The organism is Winogradskyella marina, assembly GCF_015645385.1.
GTDB lineage: Bacteria > Bacteroidota > Bacteroidia > Flavobacteriales > Flavobacteriaceae > Winogradskyella > Winogradskyella marina.
Genome location: NZ_JADOET010000001.1, coordinates 62,809 through 87,622 on the forward strand (window position 1 = coordinate 62,809; position 24,814 = coordinate 87,622).

Annotated in this window: 18 protein-coding genes; 8 read left to right on the top strand and 10 right to left on the bottom strand. The window is 33.4% G+C overall.

From position 1 onward, the window contains the following. Window positions 1-195: 195 nt before the first annotated feature. Window positions 196-3,636 carry a methylmalonyl-CoA mutase family protein gene (locus ITJ86_RS00320; RefSeq protein WP_195869607.1) on the bottom strand — a complete coding sequence of 1,147 codons (3,441 nt, stop codon included), beginning with the start codon at window positions 3,634-3,636 and terminating at the stop codon, window positions 196-198. A gap of 145 nt (window positions 3,637-3,781) precedes the next feature. On the opposite strand from ITJ86_RS00320, the gene purU reads away from it, so the two are divergent. From purU to ITJ86_RS17290, 3 genes are all read left to right on the top strand, one after another. After that, entirely contained in the window at window positions 3,782-4,636 is an 855-nt protein-coding gene (gene purU / locus ITJ86_RS00325; RefSeq protein ID WP_195869608.1) for a formyltetrahydrofolate deformylase, read from the top strand. Window positions 4,637-4,781: 145 nt separating this feature from the next. Beyond that, window positions 4,782-5,492, top strand: a complete 711-nt coding sequence (locus tag ITJ86_RS00330; protein ID WP_195869609.1) for a DUF4197 domain-containing protein — start codon at window positions 4,782-4,784, stop codon at window positions 5,490-5,492. Window positions 5,493-5,590: 98 nt separating this feature from the next. Beyond that, complete coding sequence (locus ITJ86_RS17290; protein ID WP_195869610.1) at window positions 5,591-5,794, top strand: Lacal_2735 family protein; 204 nt, start codon at window positions 5,591-5,593, stop codon at window positions 5,792-5,794. A gap of 145 nt (window positions 5,795-5,939) precedes the next feature. Here the strand turns inward: ITJ86_RS17290 and ITJ86_RS00340 are convergent, their stop codons facing one another. From ITJ86_RS00340 to prfA, 3 genes are all read right to left on the bottom strand, one after another. After that, window positions 5,940-6,728 (bottom strand): ABC transporter substrate-binding protein, encoded by a 789-nt coding sequence (locus tag ITJ86_RS00340; protein ID WP_195869611.1) that lies wholly within the window; start codon window positions 6,726-6,728, stop codon window positions 5,940-5,942. Window positions 6,729-6,885: 157 nt separating this feature from the next. Further along, complete coding sequence (pyrF, locus tag ITJ86_RS00345; RefSeq protein WP_195869612.1) at window positions 6,886-7,695, bottom strand: orotidine-5'-phosphate decarboxylase; 810 nt, start codon at window positions 7,693-7,695, stop codon at window positions 6,886-6,888. 34 nt (window positions 7,696-7,729) lie between these two features. Beyond that, window positions 7,730-8,806, bottom strand: coding sequence for a peptide chain release factor 1 (gene prfA, locus ITJ86_RS00350; protein ID WP_195869613.1), 1,077 nt, complete (start codon window positions 8,804-8,806; stop codon window positions 7,730-7,732). Between the two features lie 542 nt (window positions 8,807-9,348). Here prfA and ITJ86_RS00355 point away from each other — a divergent pair. Further along, window positions 9,349-10,008 (top strand): ATP-binding cassette domain-containing protein, encoded by a 660-nt coding sequence (locus ITJ86_RS00355; protein ID WP_195869614.1) that lies wholly within the window; start codon window positions 9,349-9,351, stop codon window positions 10,006-10,008. A 10-nt stretch (window positions 10,009-10,018) separates the two neighbouring features. Here ITJ86_RS00355 and ITJ86_RS00360 read toward each other — a convergent pair whose 3' ends face one another. The 4 genes from ITJ86_RS00360 to ITJ86_RS00375 form a co-directional block, all read right to left on the bottom strand. Then, window positions 10,019-11,023, bottom strand: coding sequence for a DUF3078 domain-containing protein (locus ITJ86_RS00360; RefSeq protein WP_195869615.1), 1,005 nt, complete (start codon window positions 11,021-11,023; stop codon window positions 10,019-10,021). Window positions 11,024-11,035: 12 nt separating this feature from the next. After that, a complete protein-coding gene (locus tag ITJ86_RS00365) occupies window positions 11,036-12,214 on the bottom strand; it encodes an AIR synthase related protein (protein ID WP_195869616.1) in 1,179 nt (392 codons plus the stop codon). 165 nt (window positions 12,215-12,379) lie between these two features. Continuing rightward, window positions 12,380-12,523 carry a hypothetical protein gene (locus tag ITJ86_RS00370; RefSeq protein ID WP_195869617.1) on the bottom strand — a complete coding sequence of 48 codons (144 nt, stop codon included), beginning with the start codon at window positions 12,521-12,523 and terminating at the stop codon, window positions 12,380-12,382. Between the two features lie 217 nt (window positions 12,524-12,740). Further along, window positions 12,741-14,927 carry a glutamine synthetase III family protein gene (locus ITJ86_RS00375; protein ID WP_195869618.1) on the bottom strand — a complete coding sequence of 729 codons (2,187 nt, stop codon included), beginning with the start codon at window positions 14,925-14,927 and terminating at the stop codon, window positions 12,741-12,743. A gap of 178 nt (window positions 14,928-15,105) precedes the next feature. Between ITJ86_RS00375 and ITJ86_RS00380 the strand changes: the two genes are divergently transcribed. Both ITJ86_RS00380 and ITJ86_RS00385 read left to right on the top strand, forming a co-directional pair. After that, entirely contained in the window at window positions 15,106-16,119 is a 1,014-nt protein-coding gene (locus tag ITJ86_RS00380) for a glutamine synthetase beta-grasp domain-containing protein (RefSeq protein WP_195869619.1), read from the top strand. Between the two features lie 449 nt (window positions 16,120-16,568). After that, entirely contained in the window at window positions 16,569-18,410 is a 1,842-nt protein-coding gene (locus ITJ86_RS00385) for a T9SS type A sorting domain-containing protein (RefSeq protein ID WP_195869620.1), read from the top strand. A gap of 352 nt (window positions 18,411-18,762) precedes the next feature. On the opposite strand, the gene ITJ86_RS00390 is transcribed toward ITJ86_RS00385, so the two are convergent. Continuing rightward, window positions 18,763-19,713 (bottom strand): calcium/sodium antiporter, encoded by a 951-nt coding sequence (locus ITJ86_RS00390; RefSeq protein ID WP_195869621.1) that lies wholly within the window; start codon window positions 19,711-19,713, stop codon window positions 18,763-18,765. A gap of 170 nt (window positions 19,714-19,883) precedes the next feature. On the opposite strand from ITJ86_RS00390, the gene ITJ86_RS00395 reads away from it, so the two are divergent. Next, window positions 19,884-20,243, top strand: a complete 360-nt coding sequence (locus tag ITJ86_RS00395) for a BlaI/MecI/CopY family transcriptional regulator (protein ID WP_195869622.1) — start codon at window positions 19,884-19,886, stop codon at window positions 20,241-20,243. Between the two features lie 2 nt (window positions 20,244-20,245). Next, a complete protein-coding gene (locus tag ITJ86_RS00400; RefSeq protein ID WP_195869623.1) occupies window positions 20,246-22,324 on the top strand; it encodes a M56 family metallopeptidase in 2,079 nt (692 codons plus the stop codon). A gap of 77 nt (window positions 22,325-22,401) precedes the next feature. On the opposite strand, the gene ITJ86_RS00405 is transcribed toward ITJ86_RS00400, so the two are convergent. Beyond that, entirely contained in the window at window positions 22,402-24,363 is a 1,962-nt protein-coding gene (locus ITJ86_RS00405) for an endonuclease (protein WP_195869624.1), read from the bottom strand. Window positions 24,364-24,814 lie beyond the last annotated feature (451 nt).

The following is a 24,814-nucleotide window of genomic DNA, read 5'->3' on the forward strand; positions in this document are numbered from 1 at the left end:
GCCAATTTGGGATAAGCGATTCACTCACATTTTGCGAAAAGCAAAACGTGGTTCTCTGAGATCCCAAAACCAATTTGGGATAAGCGATTCACACACATTTTGCGAAAAGCAAAACGTGGTTCTCTGAGATCCCAAAGCTAATTTGGGATAAGCGATTCACTCACATTTTGCAAAAAGCAAAACGTGGTTCTCTGCTTACATATTGCGGCGATACTGACCTCCAACTTCAAACAATGCTGATGTGATCTGACCTAACGAACACACTTTACAAACTTCCATTAATGCTTCAAAAATATTTTCATTATTAATGGCTTTGCTTTGCAATTCTTTTAATATGTCTTCCGAATCATAAGCCTCATGCAACTTCTCTAAGGTGTTTATCTGGAATTTCTTTTCTTCTTCGGTTGCTCTTATTACTTCTGCTGGTTGAACCGTAGGCGAACCTTTACTACTTAAAAACGTATTTACACCTATAATTGGAAATTGCCCATTATGCTTCAAAGTTTCATAATACAAGCTTTCCTCTTGAATTTTACTACGTTGGTACATGGTTTCCATTGCGCCAAGCACTCCACCTCGTTCTGTGATACGGTCGAATTCTAACAATACAGCTTCTTCAACTAAATCGGTTAACTCTTCAATAATAAAAGACCCTTGAATTGGGTTTTCATTCTTAGCTAATCCTAATTCCTTATTAATAATCAACTGAATGGCCATGGCTCTGCGAACTGACTCTTCTGTTGGTGTTGTAATCGCTTCGTCATAAGCATTAGTATGCAATGAGTTACAATTATCATAAATAGCATATAAAGCCTGAAGTGTGGTTCTGATATCATTAAAATCAATTTCCTGAGCATGCAAACTACGTCCAGAGGTTTGAATATGATATTTCAACATTTGTGCTCTAGGATTTGCTCCATATTTGTGCTTCATGGCTTTAGACCAAATCTTACGAGCTACACGACCAATAACTGCGTATTCTGGATCTATTCCGTTTGAAAAGAAGAACGATAAATTTGGTCCAAATTTATTGATATCCATTCCTCTTGAAAGATAGTATTCCACATAAGTAAATCCGTTAGATAATGTTAATGCTAACTGTGTTATAGGATTAGCTCCAGCTTCAGCAATGTGATATCCAGAAATAGAAACCGAATAAAAATTACGCACATTATTTTCAATAAAATACTCTTGAACATCTCCCATTAAACGCAATGCAAATTCTGTTGAGAAAATACAGGTGTTTTGCGCCTGATCTTCTTTTAAAATATCAGCTTGAACCGTTCCTCTAACCTGAGCAATAGTGTTCTTTTTGATCTCGGCATATACATCTGCAGGCAAAACTTGATCGCCTGTAACACCTAAAAGCATTAAGCCTAAGCCATTATTTCCTTCAGGAAGTTTTCCGTTGTATTGCGGACGCTCTTTTCCTTTATAAATTGCCGCAATTTTCTTTTCTACATCTTTTTCTAATCCATTTTCTTTAATATAAAGCTCACATTGTTGGTCAATAGCAGCATTCATAAAAAAGCCTAATAACATTGGAGCAGGACCATTAATCGTCATACTAACCGACGTCATTACATGTGCTAAATCGAAACCAGAATACAATTTTTTGGCATCATCCAAACAACAAATAGAAACACCTGCATTTCCTATTTTACCATAAATATCTGGACGTAAATCCGGATCATTTCCGTAAAGCGTTACACTATCAAAAGCCGTTGATAATCGTTTTGCTGGTAAACCTTCACTTACATAATGAAAACGTCTGTTGGTACGTTCTGGTCCACCTTCGCCTGCAAACATTCTTGCAGGATCTTCTCCTGTTCTTTTAAAAGGATACAAACCTGAAGCATAAGGAAATTCTCCTGGTACATTTTCTTGTAAACACCATCTTAAAATATCTCCCCAAGCTTGGTATTTAGGTAAAGCTACTTTAGGAATTTGAGTATGTGAAAGCGACTCGGTGTGCGTTTCTATTTTAATTTCTTTATCTCTTACTTTGAAAGTATAAATTGGATCTTTATAACGATTGACCTTTTCATCCCAACCCGTAATTATTTCCCAATTGTATGGATCTAAGTTGAGTTTTACACGGTCGAATTCTTTAATTAAAAGTCCTAAAAAGTCTTTTGAACTTTCGTCTTCAACTTGACTGAGAATTTCCTCTTCATTTAGTCCTAATTTTCCAATAAATGATTTTTCTACTGTGCTCATGGTGACATTTCCAACCGAACAAATGGTTTTATATATGCCATATAATTTCTGAGCAACTTCAACTTGCTCATTTGCTGTTTTATCGTAAGCTCTATTGTTCTCTGCTATTTCGGATAAATAACGCGTTCTTGATGGTGGAATAACAAAAATCCTCTCACTCATTTCTTTTGATATTTCAAAAGTTGAGTTTAAATCTGTTTCTGTTTTCTCTGCCATTTTATCCATAACCGCTTTATAAAGCGTATTCATTCCAGGATCATTAAATTGCGATGCAATAGTTCCGAAAACTGGCATTGTATTAGGATCTGCGTACCACATATTATGATTTCGCATATACTGCTTTTTCACATCACGAAGTGCATCGAGCGCTCCTCGTTTGTCAAACTTATTGATGGCAACTAAGTCTGCAAAATCGAGCATATCAATTTTTTCAAGTTGTGTGGCAGCACCAAATTCTGGTGTCATTACGTAAAGCGACACATCTGAATGTTCTATAATTTCGGTATCTGATTGACCGATCCCAGATGTTTCCAAAATAATTAAATCATATTCGGCCGCTTTTAAAACCTCAACAGCTTCATTGACGTATTTAGATAATGCTAAATTAGATTGACGTGTTGCCAAACTTCGCATATAAACGCGTGGTGAATTAATTGCATTCATACGAATTCTATCTCCTAAAAGTGCACCACCTGTTTTTCGTTTTGAAGGATCTACAGACACTAATCCAACTGTTTTCTCAGGAAAATCAATTAAAAAACGACGTACTAACTCATCAACTAAAGAGGATTTTCCGGCTCCACCTGTTCCTGTTATGCCAAGCACTGGTGTTTTTGATGATTTATTTTTTTCGTGAATGGCTTCTAAAGTATCTTTAGCAACATCTGGGTAATTTTCTGCCGAAGAAATTACTCTTGCTATAGACTTCGGATTTTTTTCATGAAGCGTTTTACCTTCATCGTTTAATTTATCTCCGATGGCAAAATCAGATTGTTGTACCAAATCGTTAATCATGCCTTGTAAACCAAGTGCTCTTCCATCATCTGGAGAATAGATTCTGGTAATTCCATAATCCATTAATTCTTTAATTTCTTCTGGAAGAATCACTCCTCCTCCACCTCCAAAAATTTTGATATGTTCTGCTCCTTTTTCCTTTAGCAAATCATACATGTATTTAAAATACTCGTTATGTCCACCTTGATAAGAGGTTAATGCAATAGCATTTGCATCTTCTTGTATGGCTGTATTAACCACTTCTTCTACACTGCGATCGTGACCCAAATGAATCACTTCCACTCCTGTAGATTGGATAATACGACGCATAATATTTATGGCAGCATCATGTCCATCAAAGAGTGATGCAGCTGTTACTATTCGTACTTTATGTTTTGGGTTATAAGGTGCAACTTGTTCCATTCGTAAAAATCTTGCTAATTTGAGTGACAAATTTACGGAATATTCAAAAATTTAGGGCATCAATCGAAAAATATCTAAAACTTACAGAAAGTCGGTAATGCTTTCAATTTTAATTAATTTTATCAATTCATTCAAGATTAGATTTATGCATAAAATTACACTACTTATCCATTGCGCAGATCAACCGAATATTATTGCTTCGGTAACGAGTTTTATGGCTTCAAACGATGGTAATATTGTTTATATTGATCAGCATGTTGATAGAGAACAGAATATCTTTTTTATGCGATTGGCATGTGAGTTTTCATCTGGTATTTTTTCTCTTGATAAATTTAAGGAGCTATTCAAAAGCACCTTAGTAGAAAAATATAAACTTAAGTGGCGCATGTATTCTGCTGAGAGAAAACCTAAAATGGCTTTATTTGTGTCTAAATACGACCACTGTTTATATGATATTTTAGGACGTTATAATTCTGGTGAATTGTTTTTAGAAATTCCTTTTATATTAAGTAATCATCTCGATTTAAAACCGATTGCAGATAGCTTTAATATTCCGTTTTATCATGTTCCAGTAACAAAAGCGACGAAGCGTGAGGCCGAACAGAAACAATTAGAACTATTAGAAAAACACGCTATTGATTTTATTGTTTTAGCACGTTATATGCAAATTGTATCTAAAACGTTAATTGATAAATATCCGAACAAAATTATTAATATTCACCATTCGTTTTTACCTGCTTTTGTTGGTGCAAAACCTTATCATTCTGCTTACAAACGCGGTGTAAAAATTATTGGATCTACAAGTCATTATATAACTGAAGAATTGGATGCAGGACCGATTATAGAACAAGATATTGCACATGTATCACATACGTATTCCATAAAAGATTTGATAGCAAAGGGTCGTGATTTGGAAAAAATTGTATTGTCTAATGCGATTAAACTACATGCGAATAGAAAAGTTATGGTGTACAATAATAAGACTATTATTTTCTCATAAATTGAATGTGACTAATTGTATTAATTGGTGTCTATTAATTAAGTAACAATTACGCTGAGTAATACATTTTATTAATTTATAGACTAAAATTTGAAATGGTATTGGCTTTATAAATTATCTTTACAAAAAAAATAAGACTTTAATTATGATTAAAAGAATTTTTGCCCTATTCGTTATTTTCAATTTAACAGCATGTGCTGAATTACAGCAGGTTGTAGACTCTTTACCACAAGGCGCAGGTGGTGTAATAGGAAATGCTGATATTGCTGCAGGTTTAAGAGAAGCCTTAGACACAGGAATTGAGAAACAAGTAACTAAATTAACAGCTGAAGATGGTTTCTTTAAAAATGAATTGGTAAAAATCCTTTTACCAGAAGAATTACAAAAAGTAGATAGTGCACTGCGTAAAATTGGATTAAGTAGTTTAGCTGACGAAGGGTTAAAAGTATTGAACCGAGCTGCTGAAGATGCGGTTTCTGAAGCAACTCCAATTTTTGTAAATGCTGTAAAAGACATCACTTTTGATGATGCTAAAAACATTCTATTAGGAGAAGATAATGCAGCAACATCATATTTGACATCAAAAACTGAAACGGAACTTTACAGCAAGTTTAAGCCTGTTATTAATAATTCGTTTAGTAAAGTTGGTGCCGATCAAATATGGTCTAATCTAATAACTAAATACAACAATATTCCATTAACAAATAATGTAAATCCGGATTTAACGGATTACGTTACCCAAGAAGCTTTAAAAGGTGTGTATACCATGATTGCCGTTGAAGAAAAAGAAATTAGAACGAAGGTTTCTTCTCGTGGATCAGATTTACTAAAGAAGGTATTTGCCCTACAAGACTAAATGACAAGTCTTCAATTAATTTTCTAATTTTTTTAATAAAAAACAATAATTCTAGCTAAATTTTAGTAATTTACTAAGGTATTTATTAAAATTTAGTTGTGAACTATAGAGGTAAATTATTAAAAAGACGGATAAAGCTTAAGAAAAAGTACATTCAACTTATTGAAGATGCTTACAATTTAAGACAAACCGATCATGCTTTAAGTGATTTTTCTGAATACCAAGCCACAAAAGTACTTCATAAAATTAATAAATTAGGATTCGTAGTCAATAACTCGGAAACTCAAATCAAGCCAACTTAATTAATTCATACTTAATTATATCCTAACATTAGCATAACCTTCAAAACGCGTAAACTTACCATCTTTGCCTTGCAAAAGAATGAGTTAGTTAGATTATAGATTAGTTAGTTTTGAAGTCGGTATTTGTAGTTAGGTATCGACTTTTTTATGTCTTATCGTGAAGGGTTTGAAAATACGAATACGACAGTAACAACCGACTACCATACCAAGAAAACAACTCACCATCCACAATTTTAATGGTTTTTTCTGGAAACTCCTTTTGAAATTCTATAATGTGATCCTCCTTAAATGGAAAAGGTTCACTAGACAGAAATATAAAATCTGCGTCTTTTAATTTTGAATTATTTAAGTCGATTTCAGGATAGCGTGTTTCATCTTCAAAAACATTTACAAACCCAGCTTCTTTGATCATAACATCTATAAAGTTGTTTGAAGCTGCAACCATCCAAGGGTTTTTCCAAATGAAATAAGCCACTTTTAACCTGTCTTTGTTTTGAAGTTGAACTTGAAATGCTTCGCGTTGTAATTTAATATTTGCTACTAACGTTGACGTTGTTCTTGTAATATTAAAAATTTCCCCATACATGGAAATTAATTCAAAACAATCTTCGAGGTTATAAATATCACTGATATGAACTGGAACTATATGTTCCAATTCCGAAATCATTTCCTTTGTATTTTCCTCTTTATTGCATAGAATAATATCTGGATAAAGGGCTTTTATTTTTTCAATATGGATTTGCTTTGTACCTCCAACAACCGCTTTAGATAGTCGCATATGTTTTGGGTGCACACAGAATTTTGTGACACCAACGATTGAAGCTTCCAAACCTAAATCAACTAACAACTCGGTTTGCGATGGTACTAACGAGATGATGCGTTTGGGTGTGTTTTTGAGTTGGATATCTCTTTTGAGTTGGTCTTTGTAGTTCATAGAGCTTTATCGAAAATTATAAAATCAGGCACCTTAAAAAGCTATTTCAAGAACACCCCTAAGAGCTACGCTAGGTACTTGAAAAACAAAAACTTTTTGTTTTTCAGTAATCCTCAAGGGGACAATTTACGCAGCTATCCTTTTAGTTAATGATGGTCTACAATTCAAAAGCCATCTGCAACTGTAATTCTTCAGCTTTTTTAGCAGCAGCTTCAGCGAAATTTTCATCTTGTGAAGCATAAATAATCCCTCGCGACGAATTAATTAATAATCCGACAGCATCATTCATACCATATTTACAAACCTCTTGAAGATTTCCTCCTTGTGCACCAACACCAGGCACTAACAAAAAGCTATCTGGAATAATTTTACGAATATCTCCTAAAAACTCAGCTTTGGTGGCACCAACCACATACATTAAGTTTTCAGAATTTTCCCAAGATTTAGAGGTCTCTAACACTTGCTTGTATAACTCTACCCCATCTATCTCTTTTGTTTGAAAATCGAAAGCTCCTTGGTTAGATGTTAAGGCTAAAAGGATCGTATGCTTGTCTTTGAAGGCTAAAAAAGGCTCTACTGAATCCTTCCCCATATACGGTGCTACAGTTACACTATCAAACCCCAAATCTTCAAAAAATGCTTTGGCATACATGGTACTTGTATTGCCTATATCTCCGCGTTTGGCATCTGCAATCGTATAAATTTCAGGATGGTTTTTATTGAGATACTTGATGGTTTTTTCTAAAGCTTGCCAGCCCTTAATGCCGTAAGCTTCGTAAAACGCTGTATTGGGTTTGTAAGCCACACAAAGATGATGTGTGGCATCAATTATAGCTTTATTAAAAGCAAATATTGGATCGTCTTCTTTTAATAAATGCTTTGGTATTTTAGTTAAATCGACGTCTAATCCTATACAAAGGAAGGATTTCTTTTTGTGGATTTGGGTAATGAGTTGTTGTGTTGTCATATTATAAAAAAAGCCTCAAAAACGAGGCTTCAATTTAAATTACATCATCATTAGCCTTCAACAGCTCTGTGTTTTCAGCCAACATTAATTCGTCTATTATTTTTTGAATATCACCATTTATGATGTTCGATAAATCATAAAGTGTTAATCCAATTCTGTGATCTGTTACACGTCCTTGCGCATAGTTATAAGTTCTAATTTTAGCACTTCTATCACCAGAACTTACCATACTTTTACGTTTAGCAGAATCTTCTTCTCGTTGTTTTTCTAGTTCTCTTTCATACAAACGCGAACGTAAAACCTTCAATGCTTTTTCTAAGTTTTTGTGTGACGACTTTTGATCTTGGCAACTTACAATCATGCCAGTTGGCTCGTGATGCAATTTAATTGCAGAATAGGTTGTATTTACCGACTGACCTCCAGGACCTGTTGATGTTGTACGCTCAATACGCACTTCGGTCATATCGAGTTCAAAATCAATCTCTTCTGCTTCTGGCAATACCATAACCGTTGCAGCACTTGTATGCACACGACCTTGCGTTTCGGTTTGCGGTACACGTTGTACACGGTGAACACCAGCTTCAAACTTTAGTGTGCCATAAACATCTTCGCCAGAAACTTCGAAAATAATTTCTTTAAAACCACCAGATGTTCCGTCACTCTGACTTACGACATCGACTTTCCATCCTTTATCACTACAATATTTAGAATACATTCTGTATAAGTCACCTGCAAAAATACTAGCTTCATCTCCACCTGTTCCTGCACGTACTTCAACGACAACATTTTTAGCATCGTCTGGATCCTTAGGAATCAACATAAAGCGAATTTCCTCTTCTAGTTTTTCAATTGCTTCTTTAGCTTCTTCAAGCTGCATTTTGGCCATTTCTACCATTTCATCATCAGAACCATCTGCAATGATTTCTTCGGCTTCAGAAACATTATCAAGTGCTTCTCTATAAACTTCCCCTTTATCTACAATAAGCTTAAGGTCTTTATATTCCTTCATCAGCTTTGTATAGCGTTGCTGATCTGATATGATATCTGGTTGAATGATAAGGTCGTTTACCTCATCGAAGCGTTGTTTTATAATCTGTATTTTCTCTAACATCTCTCTTCAAAAATTGAAGTTCAAAAATACGATAAATTTAAGATATTAGACCGCTTCGCTGTTAGAATATAGAATTAAGCCCCAAGTATAACACACTGATTAAATTTGTGATTTTTATTTAACCAATTAACAACTAATCTTATTCACCATACATCTTATGACCTGTTGCGTGGTTCTATTTTCTAAAATATTTGAGTTTTCCTATTCTGTTAAAAATAAATTGAACATAACTAACGTTATTATAAGTATGTATCGTTTCCTAGCTATACTCACTTTTTACAAACAGTTTGTGGTTTGGTCTTTTATTGCTAATGCTATTATCGGTTTTTTTAATCCAGTTATCGCGCCAGCCTTAATAACCAAATTATTTCTTACGGTTTTTGCATGGTATTATGTCAGCGAAACTAATAATAAAAGAAAATTAACTTTTTACAAGAATTTAGGAATTTCTACGCTTAAGCTTTTTTCTGTTGTATTTATAGTAGACTGTATCTTTACCATTATTTTTATTACGATACTTAAAGAATTCACTTGATAATAACATGATATTTGAATTAGACAATGTAGAACTTTACTTTAAAAACAAACGTATTTTAAATGGTATTTACCTTAAAGCTGAAACAGGAAAAGTTACAGCTATATTAGGTAGAAACGGCTGTGGAAAAACTTGTTTACTCAATATTGCCTTTGGAAATCTAAAACCGAAGTATATGCTTGTTAGATTAGATGGAAAACCACTTTTAAAGCCTTTACACACAACAGGAATTGTGATGTATTTACCACAATACAATTTTATTCCAGGTGAAATGAAGTTGTCTTTTGTTTTTACATTACATGGCCTCGATTGGAAAACTTTTATTCAGGGTTTTGAAGCCTTTTCTATCTACAAAAGTTCTAAATTCAATGATTTATCTGGTGGAGAACGCCGAATTATTGAAACGTATATTGTTTTAAAAACCAAAAGCGAAATCGTGTTTTTGGACGAACCATTTTCACATTTATCACCGCTACACATTGAGACTGTAAAACAACTTATTGAAGACGAAAAAAAAGAGAAAGCTATCATTATTTCAGATCATATGTATCAACATATCATTGAGGCATCTGACACTATTTATTTACTTAAAAATGGTACTACTAAAAAGATTAATAAGCTTACTGAATTGGAAGATTACAAATACTTAAGCACAGGATGCTTGTAACACGTTTAAATTAAGATGATCTATTGGATCTGATAATGTTATCCAAATCCACAACAACACCAACACCTAATATCTGCTTCCATTGCAATTTTGCACCAACAATAACATTTTCTTCATTGGTAACCTCGTTTGTTTCTACTTCTACTTTGATATCATCGTCATACCTGAGGTGCGACCCTAAAGTTGCTTTTACAAATTTATTAACTTTCATATCTAAGTTTAATTCCCACTCTAAATCTATATTCCCAAAACTATTAATATAATCGGTATACAGACGCAAAAGGCTAGTAATTTTTATATTCTCAAAAACTTCTTCTTCGTACTGATTGGTAAATAAAATCCCCAATTCTTGTCTTACTTTTTTTCCATCTCTAAGAATGTTGCCTTCCAAATCATATATAGCTGGATCTACACCAAAAGCCCCTTTATTAGCCAAATCATCATCTAATACAAAGGTTGTTTTTAACGTAAATGGAGACGCGTAGAATGATAAACGCTCAATAAATCGTCCATACTCCATTCCTACACCAAAAAACATATAACCAGGCGCCATAAATTTTGAAATGGCATCATCTCTATTAGGATAACTATACCCTTTAGCTAACTGTGAATTAAAACTAAATTTTGCAGAATAAAACCAATTACTTTTCGGGTCAATTTCTAATCCAACATTAGAAATCACCTCAATAACATCCTCTGTTTTTCTAATATTTAATTCCTCTTGTTTATTTAAACCATAACGTATATTGAAGTTCGAATTCCAATACCATTTTTTTTGTTTATATTTTGCTTCAGCTTTACCTGTTACAATACCCGAAATAGAATTAGCACCACCAGAATTCCAATTGGTAAAAGAAACTTGATTAAGGTTTAAGCCAACTTCTTTTTTTGTTCTCCAACCCAACTGAACAGGTTCATTTTTTTTCTTTTGAAAGTATAAAGAATCTGGCTGAGCAAAAAGCACGCTAGAACATAAGATAAATACACCAAAGACAAACCAAGAATAAATTTTCATGCTTAAATAAAATTAATATGTAAATGTTCCGTATTCACTAGAAATGGTAAGTTGTTTTTTATCGGAGGCTTCTACTCGACCTATTATTTTAGCATCGACATTAAACGATTTTGAAATCTCAATGATAGCTTTTGCTATCTCAGGTTTTACATACAACTCCATTCTATGACCACAGTTAAATACTTGATACATTTCTTTCCAATCTGTTTTAGATTGCTCTTGAATGAGTTTAAATAACGGTGGAACTTCGAACATATTATCTTTAACAATATGCAGCTCATCAATAAAATGAAGGATCTTAGTTTGTGCACCACCACTACAGTGTACCATACCATGAACAGAATCACTATTGTAAGTGTTTAAAATCGCTTTTATAATTGGAGCGTAGGTTCTTGTTGGCGACAACACTAACTTTCCGGCATCTATTGGAGCATTTTCAACACTGTCTGTTAATTTTGTTTGTCCGGAATAGACTAAATCTTCAGGAACAGCAGCATCATAACTTTCAGGGTATTTTTCGGCTAAATACTTTGAAAACACATCGTGCCTAGCAGATGTTAAACCATTGCTTCCCATACCACCATTATATTCGGTTTCGTAAGAGGCTTGTCCAAAAGATTCTAAACCAACAATAACATCACCTGCTACTATATTAGCATTATCAATAACATCTGAACGCTTCATGCGCGCTGTCACTGTAGAATCTACAATAATCGTTCTCACCAAATCTCCAACATCTGCTGTTTCTCCACCAGTTGAGTGAATAGTTACACCAAATGATTTTAAATCTTGAATTAAATCTTCTGTTCCATTGATAATTGCAGAAATGACGTCTCCAGGAATTAAGTTTTTATTTCTTCCTATGGTTGAAGATAGCATTATATTATCTGTTGCACCAACACAAAGCAAATCGTCAATATTCATTATTAATGCGTCTTGAGCAATACCTTTCCAAACTGAGATATCTCCAGTTTCTTTCCAGTACATATAAGCCAATGATGATTTTGTCCCTGCTCCATCAGCATGCATTATTAGACAATAGTCGTTATCATTAGTTAAATAATCTGGAACTATCTTACAGAACGCTCTAGGGAACAACCCTTTATCTATATTTTTAATAGCATTATGGACGTCTTCTTTTGAAGCAGAAACACCTCTTTGCGCATATCTTTTACTCACCGAATTGCTCATGGTACAATTTATTAGTATTGGTGGTGCAAAAATAAGGATTGCGTTTAATTATAAGGAATGATTAGGTTGGAATTAACGCCTATTGAAGCAAAAAAAAGATAAAACCGAATTATTATCGATTTTATCTTTTTAAATAAAAGGTAAATTTCACCTAATTATTTTATCTTATTTTTTAAGATCTGTTGGTAGCTCTACCTGTACACTCGCAACATCATTATTATTAACATTTTTCAATTCATCTGAATTGTCTTGTGATAAAATAAGAGTTGCTCCAACAAGAATAGCTACACTAAGTAGTAACTTTTTCATTTTTACAAATATTGATTAATAGCCCTACAAAAATACGAAATAAACGTGTTGTAAATCAGACTATCCAGAAATATTTAACATGAAAACACCACCTTTTCGACAACTAGTTTAATGTAATCGACAAACTACACAAAACGCAAATAAATCATCATTCAATGTACGTATAAATACGTATTTCATCATGTAACCTTATTAACTTGAAGTTGTATTCTGCATATTATTTAGTAAACAATAACTCTCTATATTTGGTTAATGGCCACAGCTCATCATCTATCATTATCTCCAGCTTATCACAATGATATCTAATGTCTTCAAACAATGGCTTTACCATATTACAATAGCCATCTGCTCTCTTTTCTAAACTCGTTTCTTTATTACATACTTTTCGGGCTTCTGTCATTTTAGTTACAGTAGTATTAATTGTTTCGATATGTTCTGATATTTCTTCAATTAGTACTAATTGTGCTTTTGCATAATCTTTAAATTTTTCACCATAAATAGATTTAAGACCTGTAACATTTTCTAACAAAATATTTTGATATCTCACAGCTGTTGGTACAACATGATTTCTAGCAATATCAGCAATAACTCTACTTTCTATTTGAATATGAAGACTGTAATCTTCTATTTCTATTTCATAGCGCGATTCGGACTCTACTTTATTCATAACTCCTAAGCTATCAAATAGCTCTATTGTAGATTTCGCTTTTTTAATCTTAAGGGCTTCTGGAGTTGTTTTATTATTACTTAATCCTCGTTTTTTGGCTTCTTTTTCCCAAGCTTCGCTATAACCATTGCCTTCAAAAAGAATCGCTTTCGATGTTTTAATGTATTCTCTTAATACATTAAAAATAGCATCATCCTTTTTCATTGTTTTCTTATCGATTAATTCATCGACTTCAACTTTAAAGTCCTTGAGTTGTTTTGCAACAATAGTACTTAAAACCGTCATTGGATTAGCACAGTTAGCAGTAGAACCAACCGCTCTAAACTCAAACTTATTACCCGTAAAAGCAAATGATGATGTTCTATTTCTATCTGTATTATCTAAAATAACCTCCGGTATTTTACCAACGACATTAAGTTTTAGGTCTGTAATTTCCTTTGGAGATAACTTTCCTTTTGTTACCGTTTCTAGCTCTCCTAGCACTTTAGTCAGTTGCTTTCCTATAAAAATAGAAATAATAGCAGGAGGCGCTTCATTTGCTCCTAATCGATGATCATTACTCGCAGAAGCAATAGCTGCTCTTAGTAATTCTTCATGTGTCTGTACTGCTTTAATGGTATTAATAAAGAAGGTTAAAAATTGAAGATTACTCATTGGTGTTTTTCCAGGAGACAATAAGTTAACTCCTGTATTGGTTGACAAACTCCAGTTATTATGTTTTCCAGAACCGTTAACACCTGCAAATGGTTTTTCGTGCATTAACACAGTAAAACCATGACGTTTAGCAATTTTCTGCATAATATCCATTAAAAGCGTATTATGATCAACTGCCAGATTCGCTTCTTCAAAAATAGGAGCTAATTCAAATTGGTTTGGTGCAACTTCATTATGTCTTGTTTTCACAGGAATACCCAATAACATACATTGGTGTTCTAAATCACGCATATACGACATTGCTCGCGCTGGAATGGTACCAAAATAATGATCGTCGAGTTGTTGACCTTTGGCAGGTGAGTGTCCCAATAATGTTTTACCTGTAAATAGAATATCTGGTCTAGAACTTGCTAAAGCAGCATCTATTAAAAAATACTCTTGCTCCCACCCTAAGGACGTACTTACGCGCTTTACGTTCTTATCAAAGTATTTACAAACCGCTACAGCTGCATTATCAACAGCCTGTAATGCACGTAAAAGTGGAGTTTTAAAATCTAAGGCTTCACCTGTGTAGGCCACAAAAACAGTTGGAATACATAAAGTTTTATCATAAATAAAAGCAGGTGATGTAGGATCCCATGCTGTATATCCTCTTGCTTCAAACGTGTTTCTAATACCACCATTTGGAAAACTAGAAGCATCTGGCTCTTGTTGTACAAGTTGATTACCTCCAAACTTTTCAATGGCGAGACCATCTCCAATAGTTTCAAAAAATGCATCATGCTTTTCTGCAGTTGCTCCCGTTAATGGCTGAAACCAGTGCGTATAATGTGTGGCTCCTTTAGAAATGGCCCATTCTTTCATTCCTGTAGAAATATGATCTGCCACATGACGATTTATTTTAGTCCCTTTTTCAATAGCTTCCAAAACACTATTTAGCGCTGTCTTAGTTAAATACTGACGCATAGCGACCTCATTAAATACATTTGCTCCGAAAATTTCAGAACGACGTTTCTTATCTTTTATCTTTAGTGGCTTTCTTTTTAAAGATGCTTTTACAGCATGAAATCTAAGTGTTGACATATTATTATTTTTAGAGGTCAAAAATACAATTTTTTTAAAAAATTGTTAGCACACCCACACAAAAATAGGGTCATTGATAAAAATTAAGCAAATACACCATAAATCACCCTCATTTTTTTGATGACAAAGAAATAAAAGTAATATTTGTAACAAATAAATTTTTAATAAAAACACAACAATGAGTAAATCAAAACTAGAGTACATATGGCTAGATGGCCATGAACCAACCCAAAATATGAGAAGCAAAACTAAGGTTGTAGAAGACTTTAGCGGAAAATTAGAAGATTGTGAGATATGGTCTTTTGATGGATCTTCAACTGAGCAAGCTTCTGGTGGTGCTTCGGATTGTTTGTTAAAACCTGTTGCTATATATCCAGATCCTGTAAGAAAGAATGGATTTTTAATTATGTCAGAAGTTTTAAGCGCTGACGGAACTCCACACCCATCTAATGCAAGAGCTACAATTGATGATGACAATGATGATTTCTGGTTTGGATTTGAACAAGAATACTTTTTAATGGATTCTAAAACAGATTTACCATTAGGTTTCCCTAGAGGTGGTTTTCCTGGTCCACAAGGACAATATTATTGTTCTGTTGGAGGACGTTATACTTGGGGAAGAGATATTGTTGAAGAACATGCAGACCTTTGTATAGATGCTGGTTTAAACTTTGAAGGTATTAACCAAGAAGTTGCACCAGGACAATGGGAATTTCAATTATTTGCTAAAGGAGCTAAAAAAGCTGGTGATGAAATTTGGATTGCCAGATACCTTTTAGATCGTTTAACTGAAAAGTATGAGTATTATATTGAGTATCACCCTAAGCCTGTAAAAGGAGATTGGAATGGTTCTGGTATGCACGCTAACTTCTCTAATTCCGTTCTAAGAACATGTGGATCTAAAGAAACTTACGAGAAAATTTGTGAAGCATTTAGACCTGTTACTGATGAACACATGGATGTATATGGTGAATTTAATGATGAACGATTAACTGGTGATCATGAAACAGCTTCTATTAACGATTTTAGTTATGGTGTTTCTGATAGAGGAGCTTCAATCCGAATTCCAATTATTACAGTTGAAAAAGGCTGGAAAGGTTGGTTAGAAGATAGACGACCTGCTTCTAACGGTGATCCATACAAGATTGCAGGTAGAATTATTAAAACCGTAAATAACGCTAAGATTTCTTAATAATCTTAAGCCTATTATAAATATCAAAAAGTCGTTTAGATTATAAATTCTAAACGACTTTTTTGGTCTATAGCTATCTGTTATAAAAGCCACACACAATAGCGATAGCTGGTCCTTTGCACCACAATTTATTCCATTGATTAAGCGATATATTTTTCTTACAATAATCTTATACCATAGCTGCCCTACCAATTTTACTCTTAGTAATCAGCAAAATACACCCCTCTATATATAATTATTCACTCCTTATATATATAACTAAATGAATACAGTGTAATTTCCTTATTTACACCTAACTCACAACAATCTAAATTTCATCGGTTATTTTAACGGTTTAAGGTAAACTCTGTCATTTCATCGAGTATTCCAATACAGTCCTCGTTTTATTTACATCAAAACATCTTTCCTACTTTAACTTCGTGCTTGTTATTAACCAAATTTATGTACTTATGAAAAGAATTACTAAACAGGTGCTTCCAGTTTTGTGTGGAGCAGCTATTTTTATGACAATGGGATTAAACGCTCAAGACAGTCCACAAGAAAACTGTAATGCCGTTGAAGTCATTACTTCTACACAAGGAACTACATCAGAAGGAACTGCTGTTAATGCGGATCGTTCAGATGTAAATGCTGCATTACACGCACCAGATAAAGCTAACGAACCTGGCGGTTTTTACTCTTTAGGTATCAACGGAAGTATTACGCTAGAGTTAGGTGGAGCTGTATTCAACCAACCTGGAACTGATATCGCAATTTATGAAACTTCATTTAGTGGAGATAACTGTGGTTCTAGTGATGATGAGCAAGCTTTAATTGAATTATCTCAAGACGGTTCAACATGGGTTGAATATGGTACAATATGCCGTGATGGAGATATTGACCTTGATGCTGTTGACTTAGATTACATTACACAAATCAGAATTACAGATACGACAACTGGATCAGGTGATGGCTATGATTTAGATGGTATTGAAGCAGTTAACGGTTGTGAAGATATTCCTGCTGAAGTTTGTTATGGCTCAGAAGCTTTTGATTACATACCAGGAAAGGATGATAATGGAGAGACTATAAAAACGTTAGAGCGTATGGACACTAACCAAGCTTTAGGAGAACCAGAAATGGATGACACAGTTAATTTTTTATCGTTAGGTCACGGTGGAGAAGTTACTATTAGCTTTGATGGTGTTGTATATAACAACGAAGGTTCAGACATTAGAGTTGTTGAAACTACTTATGACAATGCTTCGTACGCAGCTTACCCAGAATCTGCTGATGTTTACGTTTCTCAAAATGGTATTGACTTTTATTTAATAGGATCAGTACGTACAGGTGATTCAGGAGATTTAGATATTAGTGATGCCCCAATTGCACTAACTTATATTTCAGAAGTAAAGATAATAGACACTACACCTACTGATTCTATTTCTACTGACGGATTCGATTTAGACGGGGTTATAGCTTTAACAGGTTGTAACGAACCAATAGAGCCTACACCAGCAGGTTGTTACCCAGTAGCTTATTTTAACTATGTTGAAGGAACTACAAAAAATGGTGGTGTTATTGACGCTATCAGAACTGAAACTCCAGAAAATGTACTTGGTGTTCCAGAACAAACTGACGAATATGTATTTACTTCACTTGGTTACGGTGGCGAAATCACTTTAACTTTTGGTGGCGCAGTATACAATACAGAAGGACCAGACTTAGTGGTTATTGAAACTACATTCCAAAACACTTGGGGTTGTGATACTTATAAAGAGTATGCTGATGTTTTAGTTTCTGCTGACAATATTAATTATCATTATGCAGGTACTGTATGTAAGTCAAATAATGCAATTGACATTTCAGATGCGGGAGATTTTGACTTCATCAACTATGTGAAAATTGTAAACAATAATGAGCTAACAAAAACTCACGATGGCTATGATTTAGATGGTGTAATTGCTGTTGGAACTTGCGAAGAGTTTAACTATGCAGCTTATGCTGAGGCTCACTACAATGCGCTAAATGTAGAGACATTAGATGCTGAAGAAATTGGATTTAGAACTTACCCTAACCCAACAAACAGTGTTTCATATATTGAATTTACGCCTAATGCAACAGGTGACGTTCTAATCGAAGTATTTGATATAAATGGTCGTAATGTTGGTCAGGTGTTCAATGAAGAAGCTTATCCTGGTAAAGTGTACAAAGCTGAGTTCAATGCTAGTAGTTTAGCTTCAGGTTTATACATTTATAAGATTACAACAGGTAATACAAGTATTACTAAGAAGTTTGTTGTAACTAAATAAATACCGACTTTAAATAGCAATTCTATTTACAAATAAAAAAGCCACCTGAGATTCAATTCTCAGGTGGCTTTCTTTATGACAATACATAAATTTAAGTAGTGGCTACCAATTTAAGTGCTATTGCATTCAACATATAGGATTAGTATACAGAAATTTAATGCGTGTAGCACAGTCTATATTAAAGACGCTCGTAAAGATGTTGTTAAAACATACTAGTTATAACTAGGCCGCAGTAAACCTTCTCAAATCAGAGTCGAATCATTTTGTAACTATTACTTATTTCGTATTCAAGTCGATACGAAACCTTAACTTTGTAGAGCATTTTTTCACATTACAAAAACAAATGTATCGCTTATTTTAAAGCTAAAAATATAAAAACGATATAGCCACCAAACAATAGCATGCCTTTTATTCTTCCTATTTCAAATCGTTTTGGGATAATTATTAACGGTATTAAAATAGCTGCATAAGCAATCATCCACCAAATGTTAGTTGATAGTATTTCTGGAGTTTCTGGATTCACAGCAATTGGTTTTATTATCGCAGTTAAACCCAAAACAGATGCTATATTAAAAATATTGGAGCCAATAAGATTTCCTAAAGATAATGCTTTCTCCTTTTTTAATGCCGCAATTACTGATGCTGCTAGTTCTGGCACACTTGTTCCAATTGCAATAACAGTAACCGAAATTGCATAATCGCTAATACCTACAGTTTCCGCCAAGTCTTTAGCACCTTTTACTAACCACTCAGATCCAAAATACAATCCGGCTGCACCAATCAATAACCACATCCCAATTTTAAAGTTAGAAACGACAGCCAATGCATCGTCTACCTCCTCTAAATTTGCTTTCGTAGATTTCCTAGAACTCCGAATTAAAATAAATAAAAATACAATTAGGGCTACAAACAAAATCGCTCCTTCTAACGCGGTTAATATGTTATCATTTAATAAGAAATAATACAACACAAAGGAAATCAACATCATCATTGGCCAATTTAACTTGTAGAAATCTTTATCTACTGCCAATGGAGAGATGATTGCTGTAATACCTAAGACTAGCCCAATATTTGCAATATTAGAACCTATAACATTTCCCAAGGATATATCTGACACTCCATCTAAAGCTGCTTGTAAACTCACTAATAACTCAGGTGCAGAAGTTGCAAAAGACACAACTGTCATCCCTATTACCAACTTAGATAGTTTCAGTTTAAATGATAAGCCAACCGACGCTCTCACTAAAAAATCTCCACCAACAACCAACAACGCTAAACCAGCTAATACAAGAAACACACTCATTCTCTATCTAATTTTTTAATATCCCAACTTCTGTTAAAAGCGCAAAGATAATATTTCATTTTCACACTCAATACAACTATATTATTCGTTACACAACTATATTTATAGTTGTGTAACTATAAAAATAGTTGTACTTTTGAAGAACACTATTAATAATAGACTTCATTCCTATGCAAAAGCTAACAAACAAAGAAGAAGAAATAATGCATATTTTGTGGAGGCTAGAAAAAGCCTTCGTGAAAGATGTATTAGCAGAGATAACTACAGACAAACCACATTACAACACCTTGTCTACCATAATACGCAATCTTGAAGAAAAAGGATATGTTAGCTACAATGCCTATGGAAAAACACATCAATATTTCCCTATAGTTACAAAGGAGGACTATAAAACCAAGTTTATGAATACCGCTATTGAAAATTATTTTAATAGCTCTTATAAAAACGTGGTTTCCTTTTTTGCTAAAGAAGAAAAAATAAGTGTTGATGAGCTAAAAGAGATTATAGCATTAATAGAAAATAAAAAATAATTATGGAATATCTATTAAAAGCTTCAGCCGTAATCATTTTAATGTATTTGTGTTTTTACGTATTTCTGAAGAAGGAAACATTTTTTGAACACAACAGATGGTTCCTTTTAACGGGATTACTACTTGCATTGGTTTTTCCGTTAATTGTAATTCCCATCTATGTTCCTATTGAGCCTATCATAACGCAAACCACTACATTTATACCATCTACATCATCAGGTTTTGTTGCAGCACAACCTTCTACCTCGTTTGATTGGTATAGCCTCATACCTATACTATATGGTATTGGGTTGGTAGTATTTAGCATTCAATTTGTATTTCAGTTTAGTTCTTTAGTTTCACTGCTGTTAAAAAACCCAAAGCGTAAAGACCAACATTTTACTTACGTCATTGTAAACCACAACATCTCACCGTTTTCATTTTTTAAATGGATCATTTATAATCCTGAAACATATGAAAACAAAGAACTTCAACTTATTTTAACGCATGAAAAAGTTCATGTTAACCAGTTACATTCCATAGATATTCTGTTAACACAATTAGCTTGTGTTGTTTTCTGGTTCAATCCTTTGATTTGGTTATACAGAAAAGAAGTGCGCCAAAACTTAGAATATATTGCTGATTTTAAAAGTCAAAATAGTTCTCATTCTAAAAAGGACTATCAGCATTTATTGTTAAAAACTAGTATTGCTAATCATCACAGCATATTATCTAATAACTTTTATAATTCATCCATCAAAAAACGAATCCTTATGTTAAACAAATCGAGATCAAACAAGAAAAATCAATGGAAATATGTATTTGTATTACCGCTTTTAGCTGGACTCATGATGAGTATGAATTCAGAAACTGTTTATGTTGAAACTCAAACTAACGATTCTAAACAAATCAATACTTTACAATCTAAAGAAACTTCCGCAGCAAAACAAGATTCTATTACATCAGAAACCATTAAGGTAAAGTTCACAAAAAACTCAACTGACAAAAGCATTGACAAAATAAAAACATGGTTAAAGTCTAAAAATGTGACTATGACCATAAAACGTTTGAAGCGCAATAGTCAAAACGAAATTTCAAATATTAATATTGATTTTAAAACACCAAATGGCACCGCAAATTATAGTGTTAAAGACACAGAAGGTATTAACCCTTTCGAATTTAAAGTGACTGATGATGGAAATTTTAGTGTTGGAGCAATTCAAGATGACAATCATATAAAAACAATGCTTATCGTTGAAGAAATCCACAATCAGTCGCAAAGCGGTCAAAAGCAAGCTATAGATCAAGACAGTATAGTGGTTATTGTCGAAGACAGTACATATATAAAAACTCAAACATCGAAAAACAATACATTCTTTAAGAAGATGAAAACCACTAAGAATGCGCAAGACAGTATATATTTCTCTATAGATTCTTCAGAGGTAAAACGTCTAACTAATGAGACATCTGATTTTTATTATGAAGATGGATCACAACCTGAAATCATAAGTGAAGACATTATAATCTATGATGCTACAAACAAAAAAACTTTTAGTACTCAAAACAATTATTTTCAAAACCCAAAACCATTAGTCCTTTTTAATGGCAAAGAAGTTTCATCGGATTATTTAAAATCTATTTCTCCTGAAAATATTGAGAGCGTAACTGTTTTAAAAGACGAGAAAGCTATTCATAAATATGGCGAAAAAGGTAAAAATGGTGTCATTGAATTAACAACAAAAGAAAATGTCGTCATCACAAAGAAAGATAATCTAGAGCAGATTACGAGGTCTGAAATTACAAGTGTAACTTTTATAGATGATGAAGATGCTTCAAAAAATGCCTCTATCGCATATATTTCAAAATACACTACAGATGAAGTATTAGACAATCATAAAATGAATCTCAAAAACAATGGAATTACTGTTAAATACTCAAAATTAAAACGCAATAAAGCTGGAGAAATTACCAGCATAAAAATTAGTTTGGACGATAAAGACGGTAGCAAAGCTAGCGCAACCTGGAAAGTAAACGACGGTATTCCAAATATAGAATATGGTAAGTCTGATGGTGCATTAATTGCTAGAACAAAACAACCATAGCTAGTTCTTTTCTATTAAAAATAAAAAGCCAAACTAAAATCATTTAGTTTGGCTTTCTAATGTATTAATTCTTTTAATTACTCTACAATAACCTTCTTAATTATAGAACGGTTATCACTCGTTAGTTTTAAAAGGTATATTCCTGAAGCAACCTCTAAATCTACAAACTCTTCAATTCCTTGAACACGCTTTAAAAGTTTTCCATCCATAGCGTACACTTCGATATCTGCTGTAGCATTTAAACCAGAAAAATAAACACGTCCTGTTGTAGGATTAGGGTGAATAGCAACTTTAAGTGCTGTAGCATCATCTACACTTAATGGTTGGTTCCATGTTTCACCAATCATATTTCCCCAAATATATTCTATCATATCTGGCTGGTCTATAAACGGGTTTCTATTCTTCTGCCATTCATAAATTACGTTATTTCTATTCATTTCAAAATCGTCTGGTGGATCATTTCTGTGCCATTCTAACAATGTTTCTAAATCACCAAACTGTCCAACATTCCCTTCCGGAAAACCGTTTACTATTTCTAACCCATTGTAACGCACTGCCATATAAAAAACACCCCTTGCGACATCACCTTTAAACATTCCAGCAGTTCCTGTTGGCCCATTATATTCACCGTAAAACTGATTATTTCTACTACTGTTCTCAGGACCATCTGCAGCTCTTAAAGCGTGTACATCAGAGTTACCATGACGTAAAGAATCTGCTTCTGTTGTCCAATAAATATCAATACCATCTGCGATTTCATCTTCTTCTATACTATAAAAGCCACCTCGAGATCTCGGAAACGTATGTTCTCTATTCCATTTCCCAGTGCTTAATGAACTCGATTGAATGTCTAACTTAGGTCTACCTTCCTCTAAATAAACCAACCAAACCTGATTACTATGAGCAGGATTTTGATCTGCCTCTTTTAAAATATCATTAACATCTGCATAGGTCTGTGCTCTAACCACATTTGGGTCTGCTACAATGTCTTGTAACGCTTGTCTTAATGCAACATCTTCCAAACCATCTAAACTATTATAGTAACCATTTGGTTGTGTACTTTCAACAATACCATATGTAGGATCTAATGGTGTTCCCCAAGCGGCAACTGTCCAATCATTATCTACAACACGTACTTCAACATCTCCATTATTAGCGACAATAGGTTCTACTAAATCTAAAAATCTAATTTTTAAAACCTCATCACCTTCATCTAATTCATCATCAATTAGTGTAATTGTAGTACTTGTCGTATTCTCACCTGTTAAGATTGTTAAACTTGTATTTCCTGTATAATCGGAGGTATTAAATCCGTAATTATCTAAACTTATATTGAAATTTAAATCCGAAGTCATGTTGGTATCTGCTGTGAATGTGATCTCAAAATCATCTCCTTCATCTATTTGTGTTTCTAATACGGAAATATGAATCGCATTTATGGCAATACCAGAGCCATCATTCTCTCTTCTTGGAGTTGGAGTTGCCGACGCATATGTTTCAACTCCCATCTCATCTACAAAACGTTGAATTGATTTTGGGTTAGCATTAGTACCACTGTCATTGTGTTGCGTAGTTTCACCAAGCTTATCTAATAAGCCAGTAGCATCAGCATCATTTGTCCCATAAACCATCGCATCAATTAAATTGTCTTGAGTTGCTAATGTTTCTTCTGGGAAGTCAAAAATTGAAGCTTGATAAATACCAACAGCATCTGGCCCATTCTGAATCACATTTTCAGACATTAAGGCCTGCGGAAAAGGCGTTATGTTAGAACTCCCTATAACTAACAACCCGTTAATATCTGTTGTTAACCCATTTAAGTCATATGTAAAATAGCTGCGATCACCACCACTACTCGATCCGTTAAAAAAAACTAATATATAACCATCGGTTGAAAAGTTTGGAGTTTCAGATTTTAACTCAATAAACTCATGAGTATCAATGCCAGGACTATCGGCTTCTAGTTCGTTAATTATTAAAACTTGAGACCAGCTCAACCCAGAAATTAATAGTAATACTGCAAACGTAATTTTTTTCATCTCTATATTTTTTACAAAGATAGAATATTATTAAGTCTAACTGTTATGCATAAATTAAATACAAAAAATAGACGACTTAAAACATGAAATTTATCAGTTTATCAAAACTTAAAAACAATGAAATATAAGAAAATGAGTGTTTTAGGCACAAAACACCTCTACGATTTTTAAAACAAGCCTAAAACAGCCCTTAAAAACCATAAAATCGAAACTACAAACACATCATAAGGTTTTAATATGAAACTTTTTTATAGACAGCTTATAAAATATCGAAACACAAACAATCTTTTTAGTTATAAATTAGAATTCAATTTCATTGATTTATACTAAAACATTTGGAACAATACAGGTTTAGATTATATATTGAAAACTCAATCAAACAAACAGTGTATTTTATTAACCTTTAAAACCAAAAAAATTATGATGACACTAACAAACCTAATTATTGAAT